The sequence below is a fragment of the Brevibacillus daliensis genome (genome assembly GCF_021245735.1).
Taxonomy (GTDB): Bacteria; Bacillota; Bacilli; order Brevibacillales; family Brevibacillaceae; genus Brevibacillus_B; species Brevibacillus_B daliensis.
Genome location: NZ_JAJISB010000008.1, coordinates 58,944 through 78,345, shown reverse-complemented (window position 1 = coordinate 78,345; position 19,402 = coordinate 58,944). Strand labels below are relative to the sequence as shown.

General features: G+C 39.5%; 20 protein-coding genes. 3 read left to right on the top strand and 17 right to left on the bottom strand.

What is annotated here, in order from left to right; genetic code table 11:
• Positions 1-35: 35 nt before the first annotated feature.
• The gene (locus tag LM917_RS09415; RefSeq protein WP_232697253.1) at positions 36-530 is read right to left on the bottom strand and encodes a tetratricopeptide repeat protein; all 495 of its coding nucleotides are present in this window, start codon (positions 528-530) and stop codon (positions 36-38) included.
• A 75-nt stretch (positions 531-605) separates the two neighbouring features.
• On the opposite strand from LM917_RS09415, the gene LM917_RS09410 reads away from it, so the two are divergent.
• On the top strand, positions 606-800 hold the full coding sequence (locus tag LM917_RS09410) for a DUF4083 domain-containing protein (protein ID WP_232697252.1): 195 nt from the start codon (positions 606-608) through the stop codon (positions 798-800).
• A gap of 201 nt (positions 801-1,001) precedes the next feature.
• On the opposite strand, the gene LM917_RS09405 is transcribed toward LM917_RS09410, so the two are convergent.
• The 5 genes from LM917_RS09405 to LM917_RS09385 form a co-directional block, all read right to left on the bottom strand.
• Entirely contained in the window at positions 1,002-1,658 is a 657-nt protein-coding gene (locus LM917_RS09405; protein WP_232697251.1) for an NUDIX hydrolase, read from the bottom strand.
• Positions 1,658-2,347 (bottom strand): metal-dependent hydrolase, encoded by a 690-nt coding sequence (locus LM917_RS09400; protein ID WP_232697250.1) that lies wholly within the window; start codon positions 2,345-2,347, stop codon positions 1,658-1,660. Before LM917_RS09400 ends, LM917_RS09405 begins: the two co-directional genes overlap by 1 nt.
• A 124-nt stretch (positions 2,348-2,471) precedes the next feature.
• Entirely contained in the window at positions 2,472-4,310 is a 1,839-nt protein-coding gene (locus LM917_RS09395; protein WP_232697249.1) for an LTA synthase family protein, read from the bottom strand.
• 219 nt (positions 4,311-4,529) lie between these two features.
• Positions 4,530-6,353, bottom strand: coding sequence for a SpoIID/LytB domain-containing protein (locus LM917_RS09390; RefSeq protein WP_232697248.1), 1,824 nt, complete (start codon positions 6,351-6,353; stop codon positions 4,530-4,532).
• 376 nt (positions 6,354-6,729) lie between these two features.
• Positions 6,730-6,915 (bottom strand): hypothetical protein, encoded by a 186-nt coding sequence (locus LM917_RS09385; RefSeq protein ID WP_232697247.1) that lies wholly within the window; start codon positions 6,913-6,915, stop codon positions 6,730-6,732.
• Between the two features lie 191 nt (positions 6,916-7,106).
• On the opposite strand from LM917_RS09385, the gene LM917_RS09380 reads away from it, so the two are divergent.
• The gene (locus tag LM917_RS09380; protein WP_232697246.1) at positions 7,107-7,562 is read left to right on the top strand and encodes a GNAT family N-acetyltransferase; all 456 of its coding nucleotides are present in this window, start codon (positions 7,107-7,109) and stop codon (positions 7,560-7,562) included.
• Between the two features lie 69 nt (positions 7,563-7,631).
• Here the strand turns inward: LM917_RS09380 and LM917_RS09375 are convergent, their stop codons facing one another.
• From LM917_RS09375 to LM917_RS09365, 3 genes are all read right to left on the bottom strand, one after another.
• Positions 7,632-8,603, bottom strand: coding sequence for a carbohydrate kinase family protein (locus LM917_RS09375; protein WP_232697245.1), 972 nt, complete (start codon positions 8,601-8,603; stop codon positions 7,632-7,634).
• Between the two features lie 231 nt (positions 8,604-8,834).
• Positions 8,835-9,017 carry a hypothetical protein gene (locus tag LM917_RS09370; protein ID WP_232697244.1) on the bottom strand — a complete coding sequence of 61 codons (183 nt, stop codon included), beginning with the start codon at positions 9,015-9,017 and terminating at the stop codon, positions 8,835-8,837.
• A gap of 57 nt (positions 9,018-9,074) precedes the next feature.
• Entirely contained in the window at positions 9,075-10,304 is a 1,230-nt protein-coding gene (locus LM917_RS09365; protein WP_232697243.1) for an alanyl-tRNA editing protein, read from the bottom strand.
• A 167-nt stretch (positions 10,305-10,471) separates the two neighbouring features.
• Between LM917_RS09365 and LM917_RS09360 the strand changes: the two genes are divergently transcribed.
• The gene (locus LM917_RS09360) at positions 10,472-11,803 is read left to right on the top strand and encodes an MFS transporter (RefSeq protein WP_373688777.1); all 1,332 of its coding nucleotides are present in this window, start codon (positions 10,472-10,474) and stop codon (positions 11,801-11,803) included.
• A 268-nt stretch (positions 11,804-12,071) separates the two neighbouring features.
• Here LM917_RS09360 and LM917_RS09355 read toward each other — a convergent pair whose 3' ends face one another.
• The 8 genes from LM917_RS09355 to LM917_RS09320 form a co-directional block, all read right to left on the bottom strand.
• A complete protein-coding gene (locus LM917_RS09355) occupies positions 12,072-13,025 on the bottom strand; it encodes a C40 family peptidase (protein WP_232697241.1) in 954 nt (317 codons plus the stop codon).
• Positions 13,022-14,113, bottom strand: a complete 1,092-nt coding sequence (locus tag LM917_RS09350; RefSeq protein ID WP_232697240.1) for a mandelate racemase/muconate lactonizing enzyme family protein — start codon at positions 14,111-14,113, stop codon at positions 13,022-13,024. The genes LM917_RS09355 and LM917_RS09350 overlap by 4 nt, the downstream gene beginning before the upstream one ends.
• 223 nt (positions 14,114-14,336) lie before the next feature.
• On the bottom strand, positions 14,337-15,554 hold the full coding sequence (locus LM917_RS09345) for a branched-chain amino acid ABC transporter substrate-binding protein (RefSeq protein ID WP_232697239.1): 1,218 nt from the start codon (positions 15,552-15,554) through the stop codon (positions 14,337-14,339).
• Between the two features lie 104 nt (positions 15,555-15,658).
• Positions 15,659-16,456: an ABC transporter ATP-binding protein gene (locus LM917_RS09340; RefSeq protein WP_232697238.1), complete on the bottom strand. Its 798-nt coding sequence runs from the start codon at positions 16,454-16,456 to the stop codon at positions 15,659-15,661.
• 5 nt (positions 16,457-16,461) lie between these two features.
• On the bottom strand, positions 16,462-17,379 hold the full coding sequence (locus tag LM917_RS09335) for an ABC transporter permease (protein WP_232697237.1): 918 nt from the start codon (positions 17,377-17,379) through the stop codon (positions 16,462-16,464).
• Between the two features lie 34 nt (positions 17,380-17,413).
• Complete coding sequence (locus LM917_RS09330; protein WP_255668166.1) at positions 17,414-18,421, bottom strand: ABC transporter substrate-binding protein; 1,008 nt, start codon at positions 18,419-18,421, stop codon at positions 17,414-17,416.
• A gap of 174 nt (positions 18,422-18,595) precedes the next feature.
• A complete protein-coding gene (locus tag LM917_RS09325; RefSeq protein WP_232697235.1) occupies positions 18,596-18,910 on the bottom strand; it encodes a thioredoxin family protein in 315 nt (104 codons plus the stop codon).
• 183 nt (positions 18,911-19,093) lie between these two features.
• Positions 19,094-19,330 (bottom strand): hypothetical protein, encoded by a 237-nt coding sequence (locus LM917_RS09320; RefSeq protein WP_232697234.1) that lies wholly within the window; start codon positions 19,328-19,330, stop codon positions 19,094-19,096.
• Between the last annotated feature and the right edge of the window lie 72 nt (positions 19,331-19,402).

The following is a 19,402-nucleotide window of genomic DNA, read 5'->3' as shown; positions in this document are numbered from 1 at the left end:
GACTTCCAGTAAGAAGTCCCTTTCAAGCAGTAATCTTATTCCCAAATGGTATCTAGTTTATTTGAATAAAATTGTATGGCATTCTTATATTTTATTATTTCTGGATCATCAGATGTTTTAACCAAACTTGTTAAAAGTATGTCCATTGCTTTATTGTGTTCACCTAGATTATAAAGTGTCATCGCATAAAACACTTTAATCGAATGATTTGCAGGAAACAATTCCACTCCTTTTAGAAGAATATTCTTAGACTTTTCGTACTCGCCCAACGTTCGATACGTACTTCCTAAGCCTAGCAAGGCACCTTCTAAATCTTCTCCTTCCAAACCTAACGATAATGCTTTTTCATAATAAGGTACCGCTTCCCTTTCCTTACCTAAAACATCATAGCTCCATGCGCACTGATAGGATACGATTGCATTCTCTGGAAATTCTTTGACTAGTGTAACGAGAATTTCATTTGAAGTAAGCAGATTCTTTTCCTCTCTTAGCTTAATTGCATGTTCCAGTTCAATATGTACCTTTTCCAACTCCCCTTCCCCTCCCATGATCAGCTTACACCCAGAATATGTTAGAATTATCAAAAAATAAAGCAGGTATTTCCTATGACTGATCTCAATTTTATCTCCATAATCTACTTGAGTGTAATTTTTGCTCTCATTATTCTATTTATCGTCTCGCTTACTCTGTTTGTCCGAAGACTACTTATTCATTCTTCTGCAAAAAGGACTCATTCTATCGAGATGAATAAGAAACTTGATAAAATTATTGAGCTATTAGAAAAGGATAAATGCAACTAGAGATCTGCTTTAGTAGGTTTCTTTTCAAAGACTCTAATCGATATTCATTTGACCAGTTTTTACCGATTACGAGCTAAACGACAAAAAGACGAAGGCAAAGATACCTCCGTCTCACATCAGATCCCAAGCTTTGCTCAGGTAATATCTGATAATCTATTTGCTAATCCTTACTCGTACTAGTCTACCAAGCTTATATTATAGCTAGTTACCTAACTTCTGACAGAGCTCTGGGTCCTGTTTAAGTAATTCCAAGAAGTGTTTAAGAATCTGGGCCGTTATCCCCCAAATGACCTTCCCATCCACCTCGTAAAAATGAGTGTTCCGCTTGCCATTTTTCCATTTATAGTTACGTCCATTCGCGATTAGATGAAATGGAAAGTTATCTTCCGGTTCAACCCGAATCTGCATGTCATACGTTATAGGTTCCATTGAGATCAGTTTCGCTAGTTTCACCGAAAAAACCTCGTCCACTTCATTACGATCTGGAACAATGCCCTGATCTATTGAGAGGAAAGCTGCATATGGATAGACAAGTAAATCGTGTGCATTGACTAAAATGTCTAAGTCAGCCACATACTTAATCATTTCAGCTTCCACGCCAAGTTCTTCAATCGTCTCTCTTTTGGCTGTTTCCCACTCACTCTGATCTTGTGGTTCAACATGACCTCCAGGGAAACATATTTCTCCTGCTTGATTACGCAAAGTACTTGCTCGTTTTTCGAATAATATGGCCCAATCCCCTTCTTTATCCCGGATAATGGGGAGAAGGACTGCTGTACGCACATATTTTTCCTGATCTAGTATTCCACGCTGTCTATCAGCAAGATTTTGCACAGCATGCTCAAGCAAGTTATCCATTACACTTCCCAACTTTCTCCTGGCTCTAATACTTTTCCAATCTGCTGTCGATACCCTAATTCTTTAACATATTGATGTGGGTCCTGTTCAATTGGAGGAAACGTATTATAGTGAATGGGGATCGTTGTCTTGGCATTAATCCACCCGGCAGCTAGCAGGGCATCGTCTGGACCCATAGTAAAATGGTCACCAATCGGTAAAAAGGCTATATCCGGCTGTGCTGTCTCACCAATTAGCTTCATATCCCCAAATAAACCAGTATCACCTGCGTGGTAAATGGTTTTTCCGTCCATTTTTACGATCAGTCCAGCAGGCATTCCAGTATATACAATTTTTTGTTCTTCATCCACGACGTAGCCTGTACTGTGAAAAGCTTGTGTCATTTTCACAGATCCGAATGGCAAATGGACTGTGCCCCCAATGTTAAATCCAAGCGTTTTTGCACCTTTCCATCCTAGAAAGGTTGCAAGTTCAACAGCACAAACAATCGTCGCATCGTTATTTTTAGCTATTTGTACAGCATCACCAATATGATCACCATGACCGTGTGTCAAAAGGATGGTATCAACTTTAATATCCTCTGGTGATGCCGATGCAAGTTTATTTCCTGTAATAAACGGGTCAATAATGATGGAATGATTTTCATCCATTAAATGAACACAAGAATGACCATGATAGGTAATTTTCATCGTATCCCTCTTCTCTTGCATATTTTATCCATGTAATTATTATACACAATTCTGCATCGGCGAGAGAATAAAAACAGGCTGTTGAGTAATCTCAACAGCCTGAAGTATTACCATATTTCGTTTATCATCGTTTAGGTAGTTGATGAACATACGCATCAGATATCTCTAGCAGCTCAAGCATCAGATCATACTGCTCCTTATATGGAGTATAGTCAATCTTTCTATCCCCTGTTCTGTAGTTAATCCCTTTCCCATCTTCAAAGCTTTGTCCTGGTGTATACAGCATGGTGTCGTTAATGAACGAACCACTTGGCATATAGAAGCGTTCACCTATCATATTCGACTTCGTATTCACCAAATCTTGACCAAAGTATGTTTCCTTGCTTAAGTCAAGCCCCATCAGGTTTGCAATGGTAGGCATAATATCAATTTGACCGCCTACTGTGTCATACGTTTTGCCTTCAGTCATTCCTGGCACTTTAACAATAAAGGGAACAGCGAAAGCGTCTGCTTTGTCATATGATCTGCCCAAAAGGTTTTCCAAGATCATTTTACCGTTTTTATCTGGTTCATCTTGTGAAATACCGAAATGATCACCATAGAGCGCGATCACTGTATTCTCCCATAAGCCATTCTGTTTCATATCATGAATCAGTTTCCCTACTTGCTGATCCACATAGTGCTGTGTTTGAATGTAATTCCCGATCTGCGTTCCTACCATTTCTTCTGGTAACGGGAATTCAATTTTTTCTTCTGGTATAACAAATGGGTGATGTCCAGTTAGTGTCACCATTTGCGCATAAAACGGTCGATGCTGCTTCGTTGTCTCTTCAAAAACAGGCATCGCTTTATCGAATAAAATTTCATCTGATGGTCCTAATCCAACCACATCTTCATATCCGAAAAAGTCCGTATCATAGTATTGATCAAACCCAAGTGCCGGGTACATTTCGTCACGATTCCAGAAATCTACCTTATTCACATGGAAGGTCATCGTTTTATAACCCTGGTTATTCAACAGTCGTGGCAAGCTTGGTATTTCTCGATCACCAAATGTTTCTGACATAGGTGCATCTTCTAACGGATATATTGAGGTATTACTGATAAATTCCGCATCAGATGTATTCCCTTGCCCTACTTGTTGGTAGAAGTGAGGGAAATACATGCTTTCTTTTATCAATGCATTCAGGTTAGGAGTAACTTCTACACCATTAACTTTCTGGTTAATTAATATCGATTGGAATGCTTCAAGTTGTATGACGAGCAAGTTTTTATCTTTTGCGACACCAAACATTTCTTTTACCTGAGATTTCTCCCGTTCAGCCTTGATTTGTTTGATTCTCGCATCATATGCTTCGTTCCAGACCGGTATTTCCTTTTCATTCAAAAAGGTTTCGAGCTGATACGTAATAAGCCCCAGTTGCTGTGCCTTTTTCGTTGCATTTTTAATATCAGCGGTCCGTTCAGCTTTTACCCCTTCAAATGTGAAGATAATAAGTAAGCATCCTAAAATAATGCCTAATCTCTTCACTAGGTGCATCGTCGCTTGTTCACTGTGCTGTTGGTTCTTTTGAATCCAACGATGCCAGCAATAAAAGAGAATCAAGTCCAGATACAGGACAAAATACTGGGGTTTCACCAAATTAAAAACGCTTGAAGATACTTCTTTTACTTGTCCAATTTGTTTGATTGCTTCAAAGGTCATAATTTTACCGTAATAATCAAAGTAAAGAACGACGGCAAGTAAAAAAGTAGATAAGAGAAAGTTCGTTATTACATAAGCCAACACTTTTCTTTTATAGAAAAGCAAGGCAAAAATAACAACAATAATTGCTACCGTGCTTGCCTCTGCCCAAATAAGTCTTATCGGATTCTTATCGTCATAAATAAACATCCTGAACCAAAAAAACTTGGTCAATAACAAAAGTGCTGTCACATACGAATATTGTTTCCAATTCATCATAGCCATTTAGCCTTTCTATACAGGATAGCCAACTATGCCATATTACCATAATTCCCAGTAAGGGGGCATGTTACAAATCCATAATAAATTCATCATAACTCAACAAAACATTTCACTCAAAATGAAAATGGAACCAAAAAGAAAAGATGACCCTTCAGAACGGTCATCTTTTTCTAGTGTGCCATATTATTTACAATAGTTCAACCTATAGTTTACTATTTAATATTGGTATATATTTTCTAATTGATGGTTTGGATAGAACGTTTGGAGAATTTGTTCTACAGGTAAACCTAATGCCCCCAATGTTGCTGCTCCATATTGACTCATTCCCATTCCATGACCATTTCCTCCACCATAAATCGTCAAGCTGGCAAGTTGACCATTGGAATCGTATTGATAGTCAAAGGCAGCAAATCCAGATGGTAATAAACTATAATTTTTCACAGCCTGTCCTGCTATATAATCAGAGGAACCACCCTTAGCTCGATGCAAGATGACATCTTGTCCACCTGTGTATGTTTTACTTGGGCGTAGTAAGTTACGAATATTATAATCTTCACTAACTTTAAAGGTTCCATTGCTACCTTCAATCACCAGTTCCATGATATTACCGCTCGTACCACGTTTGGCGACTGCGATCGTATTTAATTCACCAACGCCATTCGGTGGAATCACCGATTTTTTATACTGACCATCGACATCCAGCTTTGTTATGGCATTTGGGTCAGCTGCTGCGCGTGCAGCCAAATTTTTATTAATTGTGTTTTGCAGTTCTTGTTTTGACATTTCTACTTTCCAGCGGAAGAATACTGACTGGGAATCTACACTTACCACAGATAAATCTTTTAAGAAAGAAAGAACTTCCTCTTCTGAATGAAATGCTCTTGAAATAAATCCAGCTTTTTGTTGTGACTCCATTAGGAAGCTTTGGGAAGGCAGGTAATCAACGGGAGTACCTGGGAACATCTGAGTAACTGGATCAGAGGTATTCTCATGTCGTCCCACTCCTAAACCGGCAGAAGACGAGTAATATCTGGCATCTACCAAGCCTGTACCATTCTTCATAACCAGTCCTCTTGTGGCATCTACAGCCTGATTGACTAGCTGATTTTCGCCAGTATTATTATAAACCTGACTCAATGTACTATCATCTACATGGAACCCTTTAGGCGCATAACGATTGCTGTAATAATCACTTAATGCATATGTACGTGCTGCAATACTTTGAGCTTTAAGCGCCTCCAGACCAAATGAAGCAGGCATCTCGCTAGGTACTACCTGATACAGGTACTGTTCGATATGTATTTCATTGATAACCGATAGCTTACCTGGTGTCACAGATGGTGAAATCTCAAAGACACCACGATACTGTGGTACACCCTGACTTCGTTTTAAACTGGGTATCTGTATAAGAGAATGATGATCAGCTGGCATAACCTGCAATCGGTCCTTTGTGGTTACTAACGGCTGATTATCCACAGTAACTTTCATTCCATCATTTTCGCGCAAGAAGGTAACCTGCTGGTTTTCATTTACCTGGAATTTCTCATCCGTTTTCTTATTTATCAGGACTAGTCCACCGGGTGACTTCATACTTACCTGTTGATGGTCCAATGAGCCATAACTATTGTTATAAATTCCTACACGCATTTTATCGCTGGGAGTTTCTCCTTCCAGCATGATCATTTTCACCTGATTGGAATTATCCAGGTATACCCTAGCATTTTCCGCACCTACAAGAACATTGCTGAGTGATTTTTCCACCACGTCATTACCTGATAACTGATATACTTTCATCTGGTCTGCCAAGGTAACTACACCTTGTTTCTCCAGTTCCAATTTCTTTTTCTGTTGATCTTTTGCCATAATTTTTTCTATGACATAATCACCCTTATCCAAATCATGAACGGAGAGGGTAGCAACGTTTTTCATACTTGAAACCGATGCAAATGGTTTTCCCAGTATATCGCTTGCCATAGCAACCGGACTAATCGTCGATCCTATCAAAACAATTGCTGATAGGATAGCACTCGTTTTTTTCATGTTGAAACTCCTCTCTTTTCCACACGAATCCTTGTTAGATTTCGACAAGTCTGTGCATCTCTATCTGAGAAAAGGGGAAAAATTCCCCTTTCTATTTTATAGACTCGGAAAATCTTGAATTGTTTCACTTTATCTAAAAAAAGTGAAACAAATATTTCCTGCGTCTTTTTTGTGAAGCTGTTCATTACCATTTATCGGTTTTTTCTCTACTTTGTTTTAGTAAAAACCTTATGAAGTCGATACATTCTGATACAACAAGAAAAACGTTCCATAGAAGACTATGCAACGCTTAGTGATCATCCTATATGATTTCTTTAACATTTTACCATTATGTTAACAAAAATACTATATGGCTCCTTGTTAAGATGCTACGGTTCTAACGTAACGAAGAGGAGTAAAGTGAAAAGATTTCACGAACAAGTGCAGATTTTTTGGAAGAGATATTGGGAAAGAAAAAGAGAATTTGTCCTGCTTGATTACCTATTCGGTATGTAATGGAGAAACGATAGAGAACTTTTTTTATTTGGCAAGCATCCTGCCACCCTACCTGATACCCTACCATGAAAAAGCTACCCCTTTCTACATTTTCTCGCGTCTATCTTTTTAAGTATACCCAGACAAACTCTGGTCTCATACAAGACCCATCACTGTTGTGATGCAATCATATAACTGCTTTGAAAAATAATAAATGATATACCTGCCTCGTTAGGTTACTATGATTAGTAGGAATACAGATAAAAGAGGAGTTGTAACATGTTCATTCGAAAACTGGAGCCAACAGAACAGCCGCCTATTGATCTGTTGTTGTTGGCAGATCCTTCGCGTCGTTTGGTTGAAGAATATATCCTAAGAGGCGACTGTTACATCGGGGAGTTAGAACAGGTTGTTGTCGGTGTATATGTCTTACTACCAACGCGACCTGATACAGTTGAGCTAGTAAATGTGGCAGTAATGGAGAGTTATCATGGAAATGGTTTTGGTAAACAACTCGTACTTCATGCCATTCAACAAGCGAAATCTAGTGGTTACCGAACAATTGAAGTTGGTACAGGTAATTCCAGCGTTAACCAGTTAGCTCTTTATCAAAAATGCGGGTTTAGATTAACCGGAATCGATCGAGATTTTTTTCTTCGACACTATGACGAAGAATTATTAGAAAATGGCATACAGATTAGGGACATGGTGCGTTTGTCTATGGATTTTCATTAACGAAAAAAGGCAGTTCAGAGACTCCTTAAGTCCTGACCGCCTTTTTTATATAGAAAGAGATTGTTTCTCTTAATTTGTAATCAATTCTTCCATACACAATATTTCTTTTAACACGTCATCTTCTTTAATTTGTTTGGAAAGATCAGTACAGATACTCTCAGTGGACTCAATCGTCCATCCAGCGATTTTTGTCCCACAGATGACAGCATTTTTTAGAGATAGACCTTTCGATAGACCCACTACAACACCAGAGAAATAGGCATCTCCTGCACCACATGAATCAGCCACATTAACAGGAAACACGTTTTGATGGCCGCTTTCACCAGTAGCTTTATCATAATAAACGGAACCGTTTTTGCCCAATGTAATAACCATTTGACATAATCCAGCTTTATCAACAAACTCCACAAGCTTTTCTTCCTGCTTCGCTATATCATAATCACTAAAATTCTCACCTAAGATCTGGTCTGCCTCAAAATTATTGCAGACAAAACAATCTAGCTCCCTCAAAATGTCGGGGTGCTTCATAATAACGGATAAATTCGCTGCGACTCCATATATTGGCTTGTTTTGTGCCTTAGCTAAATCAAAGACAGGTTGTAAGATATCTAGTTCAAAATCAAGTTCTGCAATAATATGTGAGGAACTACTAACGATTTTCTCACCATTCTTTTTGAGCAGGTTACGCATATGTTCATGGTCAGGCTGTTGAGAAACGGAACCTTGCAGCTCGCCATGCTCGTCCAATAGCACCATCCACATTCCCATGCCACCATGTGACAATCGCTCAGAAAACTCTGTATGAACATTAGAATATCGAAGACGATTTTCTACATCTGGACCCATTCCTGTGGTTTCCAATACGGACACAAAAGCTGTCGGACAACCAGATCGGCCAAGGTTTTCAGCAATATTACGACCGACTCCACCGTGGGTAAACTGAATAGAACCCAGATTTTTGGTCTGCGCTTGGTAATTATCGAAAGCAAAACCTTTCACATCAATAAACACTGTTCCGAGAACAGAGAGAAAATGACTCATCACTACTTTGCCCCTGTCTTGTTATACTTTACCTGTACGCTTTAGTCTTCCGTACAATACTTGTTATCTTACCTTATTCGACAAAAATCAACAACCGCTTATGTAACAAAACTTGATAATCATCATTTTTAAGTAACCTTCTAATATAGAAAAAGACGAAAGATACATGACTTTACGTCCTTTCGTCTTTTTCATCGTATCGTGTGCCCTAGACCTTCCAAATTGTTCGGTCTATGATCCACCTGTACGTCTTCTTTGGTTGTTTGGTTTCTTCGTATTTTGGCTTTTCAAAACCTTAGTAGATTGATTACCTTTAGCAGTTCCCTGTTGTTGTGCTTGCTGTTTCTTTTCAGCAAGTTTTTGTTTCATTGCTTCAGCCAGGCTAACCTTTTTCGGTTGTTGTTGATCAGACATATTTCCACCTTCTTTATCTAAAAGCTACCATCATTGTAAGCATTTTAAGACTATCGTTCAATCCTCTTTTAATAAAGTTTGAAGTTCTACCACAATCATGTCATTAATCTGTGCCAAAGAATGCTCTGAGGATGCTCCACCTTGAGCTAGTTGTGCACTGCCTCCGCCTTTTCCACCAATCCTTTGTAAAATGACAGCAAGCAGCTTGTTCATTTCTAAAGAAACCTGCTCACCTCTTGCACAAACAATTTGTTGTTTATCATGATCTCCACCAACAAGTGTACATATAGCTTGCGGACATTTTTCAATTACCAATCGTGCAATTTTCTGTAGCTCAGCGATAGAACGTCCTTCAAAGATTCTGGAAAATGCTACCTGTTGTGGATGAGCATTTACTTCTTCTATCATTTGATTGGCAAAAATCTCAAGGATTTGGTTATTCTTTTCCGTTACTTCTTGCTCTAATCGCTTACGATCATCCTGCAACTTTTGAATACTATCCTGTAACTTCTCTTCTGGTGCACTAGTCATTTTGCTTAACGATTTGAGTAACGCATGCTTTTCATTCAAGAGACGAATTACTCTCTTACCAACAGCAAAATGAACGCGTGTTCCACCTTTATATTTTTCATAACCAATTAGTAATAGTGGACCGACTTCACCAGTACGTTGAGGGTGCGTTCCACCGCATGGATTATAATCTAACTCCGGGATAATCACTAATCGAATCTGCTCGTAGCCACTGGGTTTCTTGCGCAATGGATACTTGTCCAAATCCTCCTCGGTTACGAAGCGCGCATTAATCTCCCTGTTTTCTAGAATTAATTCATTCGTAAAATATTCAGTCTTGCGTGCCATTTCATCCGTAAACTCTGGTAAAACAAGATCGATGGTACAAGTTTCTTTTCCCAAATGAAACCCGATTGTCTCTGCTTGATATAATTCTTCAAAGGCAGCAGACAAGATGTGTTGACCTGCATGCTGTTGCATATGATCAAAACGGCGTTCCCAATCAATCTCAACCGTAACATGTTTCGTGCCTTCAGGCAGGCTTTCAGCGAGACGGTGCCAGATTACCCCATCTTCTTCTTCTACATCTATAACTTCAATATGATTAATATGTCCAGAATCATGCGGTTGACCTCCACCTGTTGGATACATCACGGTTTGATCAAGGGCAACCCATATTTCGCCTTGTTGATTGTATTTCATTTCTAATACGGTCGCATTACATTCGCGCCAATATGTATTGTGATAATATAGTTTATTAGTAGCTTGGATTGACATGTTCACACCTCCAGCCTTCATTATAGTCGCTCCCATGTCGGAAAGCCATGTCAGATAGCTAAGATATTATTTTCGGAAAATTATAACTATTGGTCAAAAAAACTACGTTTATGTGCTATCGTATAGTTACCATCCTATAACGAAAGCAGGTGACCTCCATGTCCATCATGCCCCCTCCTCCTACCGATCCGATTCCCACTCCACGACGTGGTATGGCCTTATATTTATCCCTACCTATCGTTTCATGGGCTTTGTATGATTTCGCTAACACGATTTTTTCTTCCAATATCATTACCATATTTTTTCCGTTTTACATCCAAGATATCATGGGAGGAAATGCTTATCTGGACCAAATAGCAAGCTCGCTTGTCAGTTATACAAATGCATTAGCTAGTCTTTTCCTCGTGCTGTTGTCTCCATTATTCGGTGTCTGGATCGATCGATATCAACAAAAGAAGCGTTTCCTGCTTATTTTTGCTTTCATGTCCATCTTATCTACCATCATGATGGGTGTAGCTGCTTATATTCCGTTGCCTGCTGCTATAACTCAGTTACCCATTTCTGTGATCGCTGTCATTCTCTTTTTTATGTTAGGTAAATTCTTTTATCAATCAGGCTTAATTTTTTATGATGCCATGCTTCCTGATATGGGAACGAAAGAAGAAATCCCTTTATTATCTGGGTTTGGTGTTGCAGTTGGCTATTTAGGAACCCTTTGTGGACTCGCGGTTTATCCATTAGCCGCTAGTTATGGATATGAAGCTGTATTTTTGGCAAGTGGTTTGTTGTTTCTACTTTTCTCATTACCAATTGCATTTTTATACAAAGAGCCTGTGAAACCCAAAACGGCTCTTTCCCAAACTGGATTATGGACTGGTTATAAAGAAATCATAATTACCTTTAAAGAAATGCGTACCTATCGAAATATCTTCCTATTCATGATTACATACTTCTTCCTTAATGATGCAGTTGCTACGGCGATTGCTATGATGTCGGTATATGCAACTACTGTTCTTTCTTTTACTGCTGGTACATTTATTATCCTTTATCTAGTTGCAACCTTATTTAGTATTGTAGGATCATTTGTTTTTGGATATATTACACAACGAGTGGGAGCGAAGACTGCTGTCATTATAGTGGCCATTGATTTAATTCTGGCAATTCTCCTTGCTGCATTTGCCTGGAATCAAACCATTTTTTGGCTGGCAGGCTGTCTTTACGGGATTGTGATGGGAGCGATGTGGGTTACTTCTAGAACCTTAATTATTCAATTAACTCCACCTGAAAAACGTGGACAGTTTTTTGGATTGTTTGCCTTCTCAGGAAAGGTATCTGCTATCGTAGGTCCTCTGCTCAATGGAACAATAACTTATAATCTTGCTGATTATGGTACTGTGGCCAGCAGAATTGCGATCGGTTCCTTAGCTATTCTTACTTTTTGCGGTTTATATTTTCATAGAAAGATTAAGATGGATGAGGAAAGTGTTTTAACAGAATGATAAGGTTACTATAATTTAATTATGTTAACTCGTATACCTGTGTTTCTATTCAATGTCTCTTGTAACACCTTTATGATATTACCTTTTTCTTAGTTAGGAGGGTATCCCTTGTACACCGGATTAATATCACTCTTTGTTCTTGTAGTTGTAGGTGGGTATTACTTGTTTTATTCCAAGAGAAAAAGTCGTTGAGATTACCTATATTACAGAAAAAGGGAGCAGGCTTCTCAATATACCTGCTCCCTTTTATTTACTGTATGAAAATATCTTATTTCACAGCATGGAAGTCAATTGCTTCCGTTATTCTCCAGTAACGGCGAGCACCACATAACTCTTCCCGATACACTTCTTCGTTTTCCAAATCTAGAATTTCAATAGATCTACCCGTTTTCGGTGCGTGAATCATCAACGTACCACCTAGTGAGATCGCTACATGGTGAAGAGAGCCTTTCCCTTTTTCAAAAGCAAAGAAAAGCAAATCACCCGGCTGAAGCTGATCTAACGGCACATTCTCTCCATATTTCGCTTGATTGGAAGCATCTCTAGGAATGACAATTCCAAATGCCTTATGCATCGAGTAGGCAAATCCTGAACAGTCATAGCCATAGGAGGAATTACCTGCCCATAAATAAGGTAGACCCAGAAATGTTTTCCCTGTCTCTACTATTTTTTCGCCAGAAACGTCTGGTTTATCTGTTTTTTTACGTATTGTCACATCTGCTGTTTTTACCCATTGTGAGCCTTGTGGAGTGTATAACTCTGCCCATTCCGCATCCTCATTTATCACTGGTAAGCTAGTCAAAAAGCATAACTTCAGTCCAGCTGTGGTTTTATCCTTGTACAAAACTACACCATGGATATTAGCATAGGCATGTGGTAGATTCTCTGATTCTGCTGGCCAATCCATCTGTGTAATCTGAGCCTTTGGCATCCAGCCTGGATAACCTCTCTTGTCTTTTAAAGAAGGCTGATCTTCCACCGTAACGAATACCCAATCCCCTTTTTCTTCAATAACTTCCACAACGGTGCCATATAAGACCTGAGTCTGAGTCTTATTGTCGTTATACAATTGTATGCGGTTATTGTAATCGAGAACACGAAGCCACTCATCCATCGATGTGGGACTTGTCACGGCAGTCGCATCAGTAGGGTCAGGCGATGATGGAGATGTCCATATCGTGGCTACATCTACATTGATCACATGTCTTTTTTGCATAATCATGCTTTCACACTCTCTTTGATTTCATATATTCCGAGCCCAGGTTCTTGACCTAGCTTCATCCATTTCCCCTCATACTGAACGCCACCATCTACTGTGTCGAATTTAAGCATCAGTGGTGCATCAAAATCAAATCGCGTTATGTTCTTCTTACTTGCAGCAAAATGTGCCGCTGCTGTAATACCAAGTCTTGTTTCAATCATACTTCCGACCATACACTCTACTCCGCACATTTCTGCAAGATGATTAATTTGTTGTGCTTTGTAGATACCGCCTGACTTCATTAATTTAATATTTATCAGATCTGCAGCACGTTTTTGTAATACTTCAAATGCCTGTATCGGTGAAAAAACACTTTCATCAGCCATAATTGGTGTATCTACATGTGTCGTTACGGCAAGCAGTCCATCAATGTCATGTGCCTTCACAGGTTGCTCGACCAGTTCAATACCTAGTCCCATATCTTCCATCTGTCGAATTGAATAGATGGCTTCCTTTACTCCCCATCCCTGGTTCGCATCCAGCCTGATTTTTACCTGATTACCTATACGATGTCGAATTTCTTGGATGCGCTTAATATCCGTTGCAATTTCGTCTTTCCCAACTTTAATCTTTAGCGTCTCAAAGCCAGCCTGCAAATAGGAAACAGCATCTTCCCCCATCTCCTCAGGAGAATTGACACTTACAGTGAAGTCGGTTTCCATTTTATTTCGATAACCGCCTAGGAATTGATATAATGGCATATTTGCATGCTTTGCAAGTAGATCATAAATTGCCATATCGACTGCTGCCTTGGCACTGCTATTATTTACCATGCTAGCATGAAGCGTTTGAAAAACGTCTTCATAATTACATATGTTTTTCCCTACTAATTGTGGGGCAATCGTTTTTTCAATCGCAGCCTCAATACTATCCAGGCTGTCACCCGTAATTACTACGGTTGCTGGTGCTTCACCAAATCCAGTTTTACCGTCTTTCGTCACAACTCGAACAATAATAGACTCCGAGGTTACTACCGTACGTAACGCTGTTTTAAAAGGCTTGGTGAGTGGTACAAATTGTCTTTTTGTCTCAATGCTCGCGATAATCATGCCAGAAGACCTCCAGTTGTAAGAAAGATCCAACAATTCAATCAATCACAGAATGTTCTTTCATTTATGTATGCACATTAGTATAACAAACTTATACGGATTTTTACTATATAAAGAATTATTCACTATTTTCTGAATGAAGCACAGTTAACTCTCACCTGACAAGTGACAAAAGTAAGCCTCTTTCTTATGAAAGAGGCCTGCCAGATGTAATCACGCAACCTTATTTTGCTTCACCAATGAACTTCTTGTTATCAGTTGTGTATTCGTAAATAAAGATTTGAGCGTTTTGGTTGTCACCTTTTTCGTCAAATGTTACGTTTACGAACTGACCTTTAAAATCTTTTGTGCCATGAATAGCTTCAAGCACTTGCTCACGTGTAGGTTTTTTATTACCGTTTGCTTTGATTGCTTGTTCTACTCCATTCAAAGTAACATTCATAGCGTCATAACCGAAAGAAGTGAAGATTCCGACTTTTTTGCCAGTATCTTTTTCAAAATCAGAAATCCATTTCTTCCCTTCCTCTGTAGCGCCGATATCCCCTACTACAGACGTAAATACTACGCCTTCAGCAGCTGGACCAGCGATTTTGAACATTTCTGCTGAGTCAAGACCGTCAGCACCCATGAATACCCCTTTGAAGCCTTTATCGCGAAGCTGTTTGATCAAGATTCCTGCTTCCGCATAATAGCCTCCGAAGTAAATCATTTCAGGATTTTTCGCCATTACCTGGTTAACGACAGCATTGTAATCCTTCTCACCGGCAGTAATTCCTTCAAAACCAACAACTTGCACACCATCTTTTTCAAATTGTGCTTTTACCTGGTCAGCCAAGCCTTGACCATAAGCTTGCTTGTCATGAATAAGCATGGCATTTTTTACGTTCAACGTGTTTTTCGCATATAGAGCTGCTTTACTTCCTTGCTGATCATCACGAGCGCAAATACGGTGAGCAACTTTTTTTCCACTTTCTGTGAAGTCAGGTCCTGTAGTGGAAGGTGCCACCATTGCAAGTTTCGCAGTTTCATAATTAGGTAATGCAGCAAGGGATGAACCTGTCGTTACGTGACCCACTAATGCAATTACATTTGGATCAGAGATTGCTTTCTGCGCGTTTACAACCCCTTGTTTTGGTTCACCTTGGTCATCCAATGGATTCATGGAAAGCTCAAAGCCTAATTCCTTAAATTTGGCAACCTTCTGTTTAAGTGCATACTCTGCACCTGTTTTTGCCGAATCACCGTAGTCTGAAATGGAACCAGAAAGTGGTCCAACCATTGCGATTACAATTTTATTGTCACCTGTAGCAGTAGCGCCACCGGTGCCACCAGATTGTGTCCCGCCTCCTGCATTGTTTCCTGCTCCCCCACATCCTGCCAATGCCGTACTTGCAAACAATACTGATGATACTAGTGCCAATGATTTTTTATTCCAATTCATGTGGATGCCCTCTTTCTCTATTTTCTTATTCGATTCGAGGTTACCATTAACTCATTCTACTTATATGCCGAATCCTATGAAAACAATCCGATCATTTGTTATTCTTATGCGAGAATATATCTATCCTCGGTTAACTTCTCTCCACCTCTCGCTTCTTCAAAAGCGCGAAGGAGGTCATTCGTTGTCATTTGGGACTTTTTCTCTTGTGGAATATCAAGAATGATTGAACCATCATGCAGCATTAATAGACGATTTCCCATGTTCAGGGCTTGTTCCATATTATGCGTAACCATTAGTGTGGTTAGCTTATTTTCATTAACAACCTTCAGTGTCAAATCAACAATTAACGCTGCACGTTTAGGATCAAGTGCTGCTGTGTGCTCATCCAATAGCAGAATTTTCGGATTAGTAAATGTAGCCATAAGTAAGCTGAGTGCCTGGCGTTGACCTCCCGATAAAAAGCCTACTTTCGTTTTTAAGCGATTTTCTAATCCTTGGTCTAGCATTCTCAATCTTTCTTGAAAAAGCGCCCGTTTTTTACTGGTGACCCCAAGTCCCAGTCTTCTCTTCTTACCGCGCGAATAGGCGATGGCCAGGTTCTCTTCGATCGTCATATTAGGCGCAGTCCCCGCCATTGGGTCCTGAAAAACTCGACCAATCAGTGAGGCGCGATTGTGTTCATTCCACTTCGTAACCATTTGTTCAGCAATTTTGATCGTACCTGTATCAGGGATATAACCACCTGAAATGGCATTCATCAATGTAGATTTACCAGCACCATTACTACCGATTACTGTAACAAAATCACCTGGAGCCAAATGAAGATTAATGTTACGCAACGCTATTTTTTCATTTACCGTACCCTCATTGAAGGTTTTATTAACATTGGAGATTGTAAGCATCGCTGTTATCCCCCTTTCACCGTTTTTCCCATCTTCAAGGCACGCTTCATAATATTCGGCAATACGAGTGCCAGGATGACAAGGAACGCTGTTATCAATTTCATGTCTGTCGCTTCTAAACCGGCTTGTAACGCAAAGGCAATAACCAGTCGATAGACCACTGAACCCAGAACGACAGCAAGCGTAACACGCATAATGCTTTTTGCTCCAAATAATACTTCACCTATGATTACGGAAGCGAGACCAACCACGATCATCCCGATTCCCATACCAACGTCAGCAAATCCTTGATATTGTGCTATAAAAGCTCCTGAGACTGCCACTAATGCATTCGACAGGGCAAGGCCAATAATGGTAGTCGTATCCGTATTGGCACCAAAACTGCGAATCATTCTTGAATTATCTCCAGTTGCACGAATATCAAGTCCAAGATCAGTATGCAGGAACCAGTCAATGAGGAATTTGATCAGCAAAACCATGACCAGGAAGATGATAGCTTCACCTGTCAACCATGTGATGCCACCAAAAGTAATATCGGGAATAGACAGGGCTTGTGTTTTTGAGTACAACGTTTCCTCCCGCAACAAAGGAAGATTGGACTTTTTCCCCATAATTCGCAGATTAATGGAATAAAGGGAAATCATTACGAGTATCCCGGCGAGTAGTCCATTAATTTTTCCTTTTGTTGTGAGCAATCCAGTAAATGTACCGGCTATCGCTCCTCCAGCCATCGCGATCAGCGTGGCCAGAAACGGATTCATACCATCGATAATTAAGGTAGCAGCGATTGCGCCACCTAGCGCAAAGCTTCCATCAACCGTCAGGTCAGGAAAATCAAGAATTCTGAAGGTTAGATAAACGCCTAGCACCATGATAGCGAAGAGTAAACCCTGTTCAATTGCGCTCACGATTGCGAAGTTCATGATGCTCCTCCTTATGTTAGTAATTTTCCATCAACTATTGGTCAAAAGTTTGGACTGCCTTCTTAACTAAATCTTCAGGCAATTTAACTCCCATTTTCTCAGCTGCTTTAGTATTAATTACTAGTTTCATTTCTTTTTGGGCTTCTACTGGCATTTCACCAGGTTTCTTTTCACCCTTTAAAATTTTTGCTGCCATATCCGCTGTTTGCGCACCTAGAAGGCTATAGTCAATTCCATATGTTGTGATTGCGCCGCTCTTAACAGAGTTCTCTTCTCCTGCGACTACTGGAATTTTCTGAGCTTCAGCTACAGTAAGAAGTGCTGAAATGGAAGCTACAACTATGTTATCTGTTGGTACATAGTAAGCATCTACTTTACCAATCATTGATTCAGCTGCTTGTTTTACCTCTGTTGGGCTCGTAATAGCTGCTTCTTGAATAGTAAGACCCAGTTTACCTGCTACTTCATTTGCTATATCAACCTGGACTTTAGAATTTACTTCACCTGCGCTATAAATAATACCTACTGACTTAGCATCAGCTTTTAGCTGCTTAATTAAGGAGAGTTGTTCTTCAACTGGGTTCATGTCAGTTGTACCTGTAACATTAGCGCCTGGTGCATCCATCGATTTCACCAATCCTGCTGCTACTGGGTCTGTTACAGCCGTGAACAGGATAGGAATATCAGTGGTAGATTGTGCAGCAGCTTGTACTGCTGGTGTACCAATCGCAAGGATCAGATCGACTTTATCACCTGCGAATTTTTGAGCAATGGTAATCGCATTAGGCATTTCACCTTGAGCAGATTTAATATCATACGTGACTTGCTTGTCCTTCTCGAAACCGTTTGCAGCTAATTTGGCAATGAAACCGTCTCTCGCAGCATCTAGTGCCGGATGCTCAACGATTTGAATTACCCCGATTTTTAACACTTTCGCTTCTTCCGCTGGTTTAGTAGCTTCACCAGAACTTGCAGGTGGTGTTGCTGGTGCAGCTGGTGCAGGCGCAGCTGATTGTCCACATGCAGTTACAAGCGTTAGCATAGCTAAAGTTAAAACAGAGAAAAGAACATTGGACTTCTTCGTCTTCAGCTTCACGTATTACTCCCCCTTTTTTATATTCAAAAATGTCTGTACAGTAAACTATGTTACCACTAACTGTATGTTTTTTGAAGAGTCAGAATATTATTTTATTTTTATGCAAAAAAATAATAATACTTATGTAATGAGATTTTTCATCCATTCGTATAGATCAGGCGTTGAGAAAAAGGCATAACAACGGGATTTTTCTATACCATCTTCAAAATATAGCAATGCAGGCACACTGGTTATTTCCCACTCTCTGGCAAGATCAGGAAACATATTGATATTAGCGCGATAAAACATAACAGCAGGAAAGAGTTGCTCCATTACAGTGAGCATTTTATAGGCTATATTGCACGTTCCACATAGCGGTGTATAAATATACAGAAACATTTTATCTGTATTTTCATTTACTATCTGGTTTAATTGAGTTAAATCAATATCCTTCATTCAATTTATCCCCTTTTTGTGATTGTATATTTTATTCATTTTTCACAAAAGAAAACTCCCGAACCAATGTGCGGGAGATACAATTGTTACCGATCAATATTTTAACAAGAAACAACATTACCCCTCAAGTCATACATGAGTCTACTTTTACTTATCCAAATCACACCGGATATCCGTCCTTATTTAGTTGGGTTTTTGGACAATTTTAGAAAGAAGTACATTTCTACTCACTCTTTCTGCTTCTTCACTTAGGTCATATTTTTTTAATAAATGAAAAATTTCATTCAGTGTACCTTGATTTACTTGTTCGCTAAGAAACAGACTCACTTGTTCTGCTAGTACAGGTGGAAGAAACTCTCTTTGCTCCGCCAGCTTAGTTTGTACATCTTCTAATGTATGATCCAAATTACATGAACTCATGGTGATCTTCCTCCTTCGAATAGTTTGTCTATACCATACCTTACCCGTATTCGGAGCTATGTTCCATCTTTT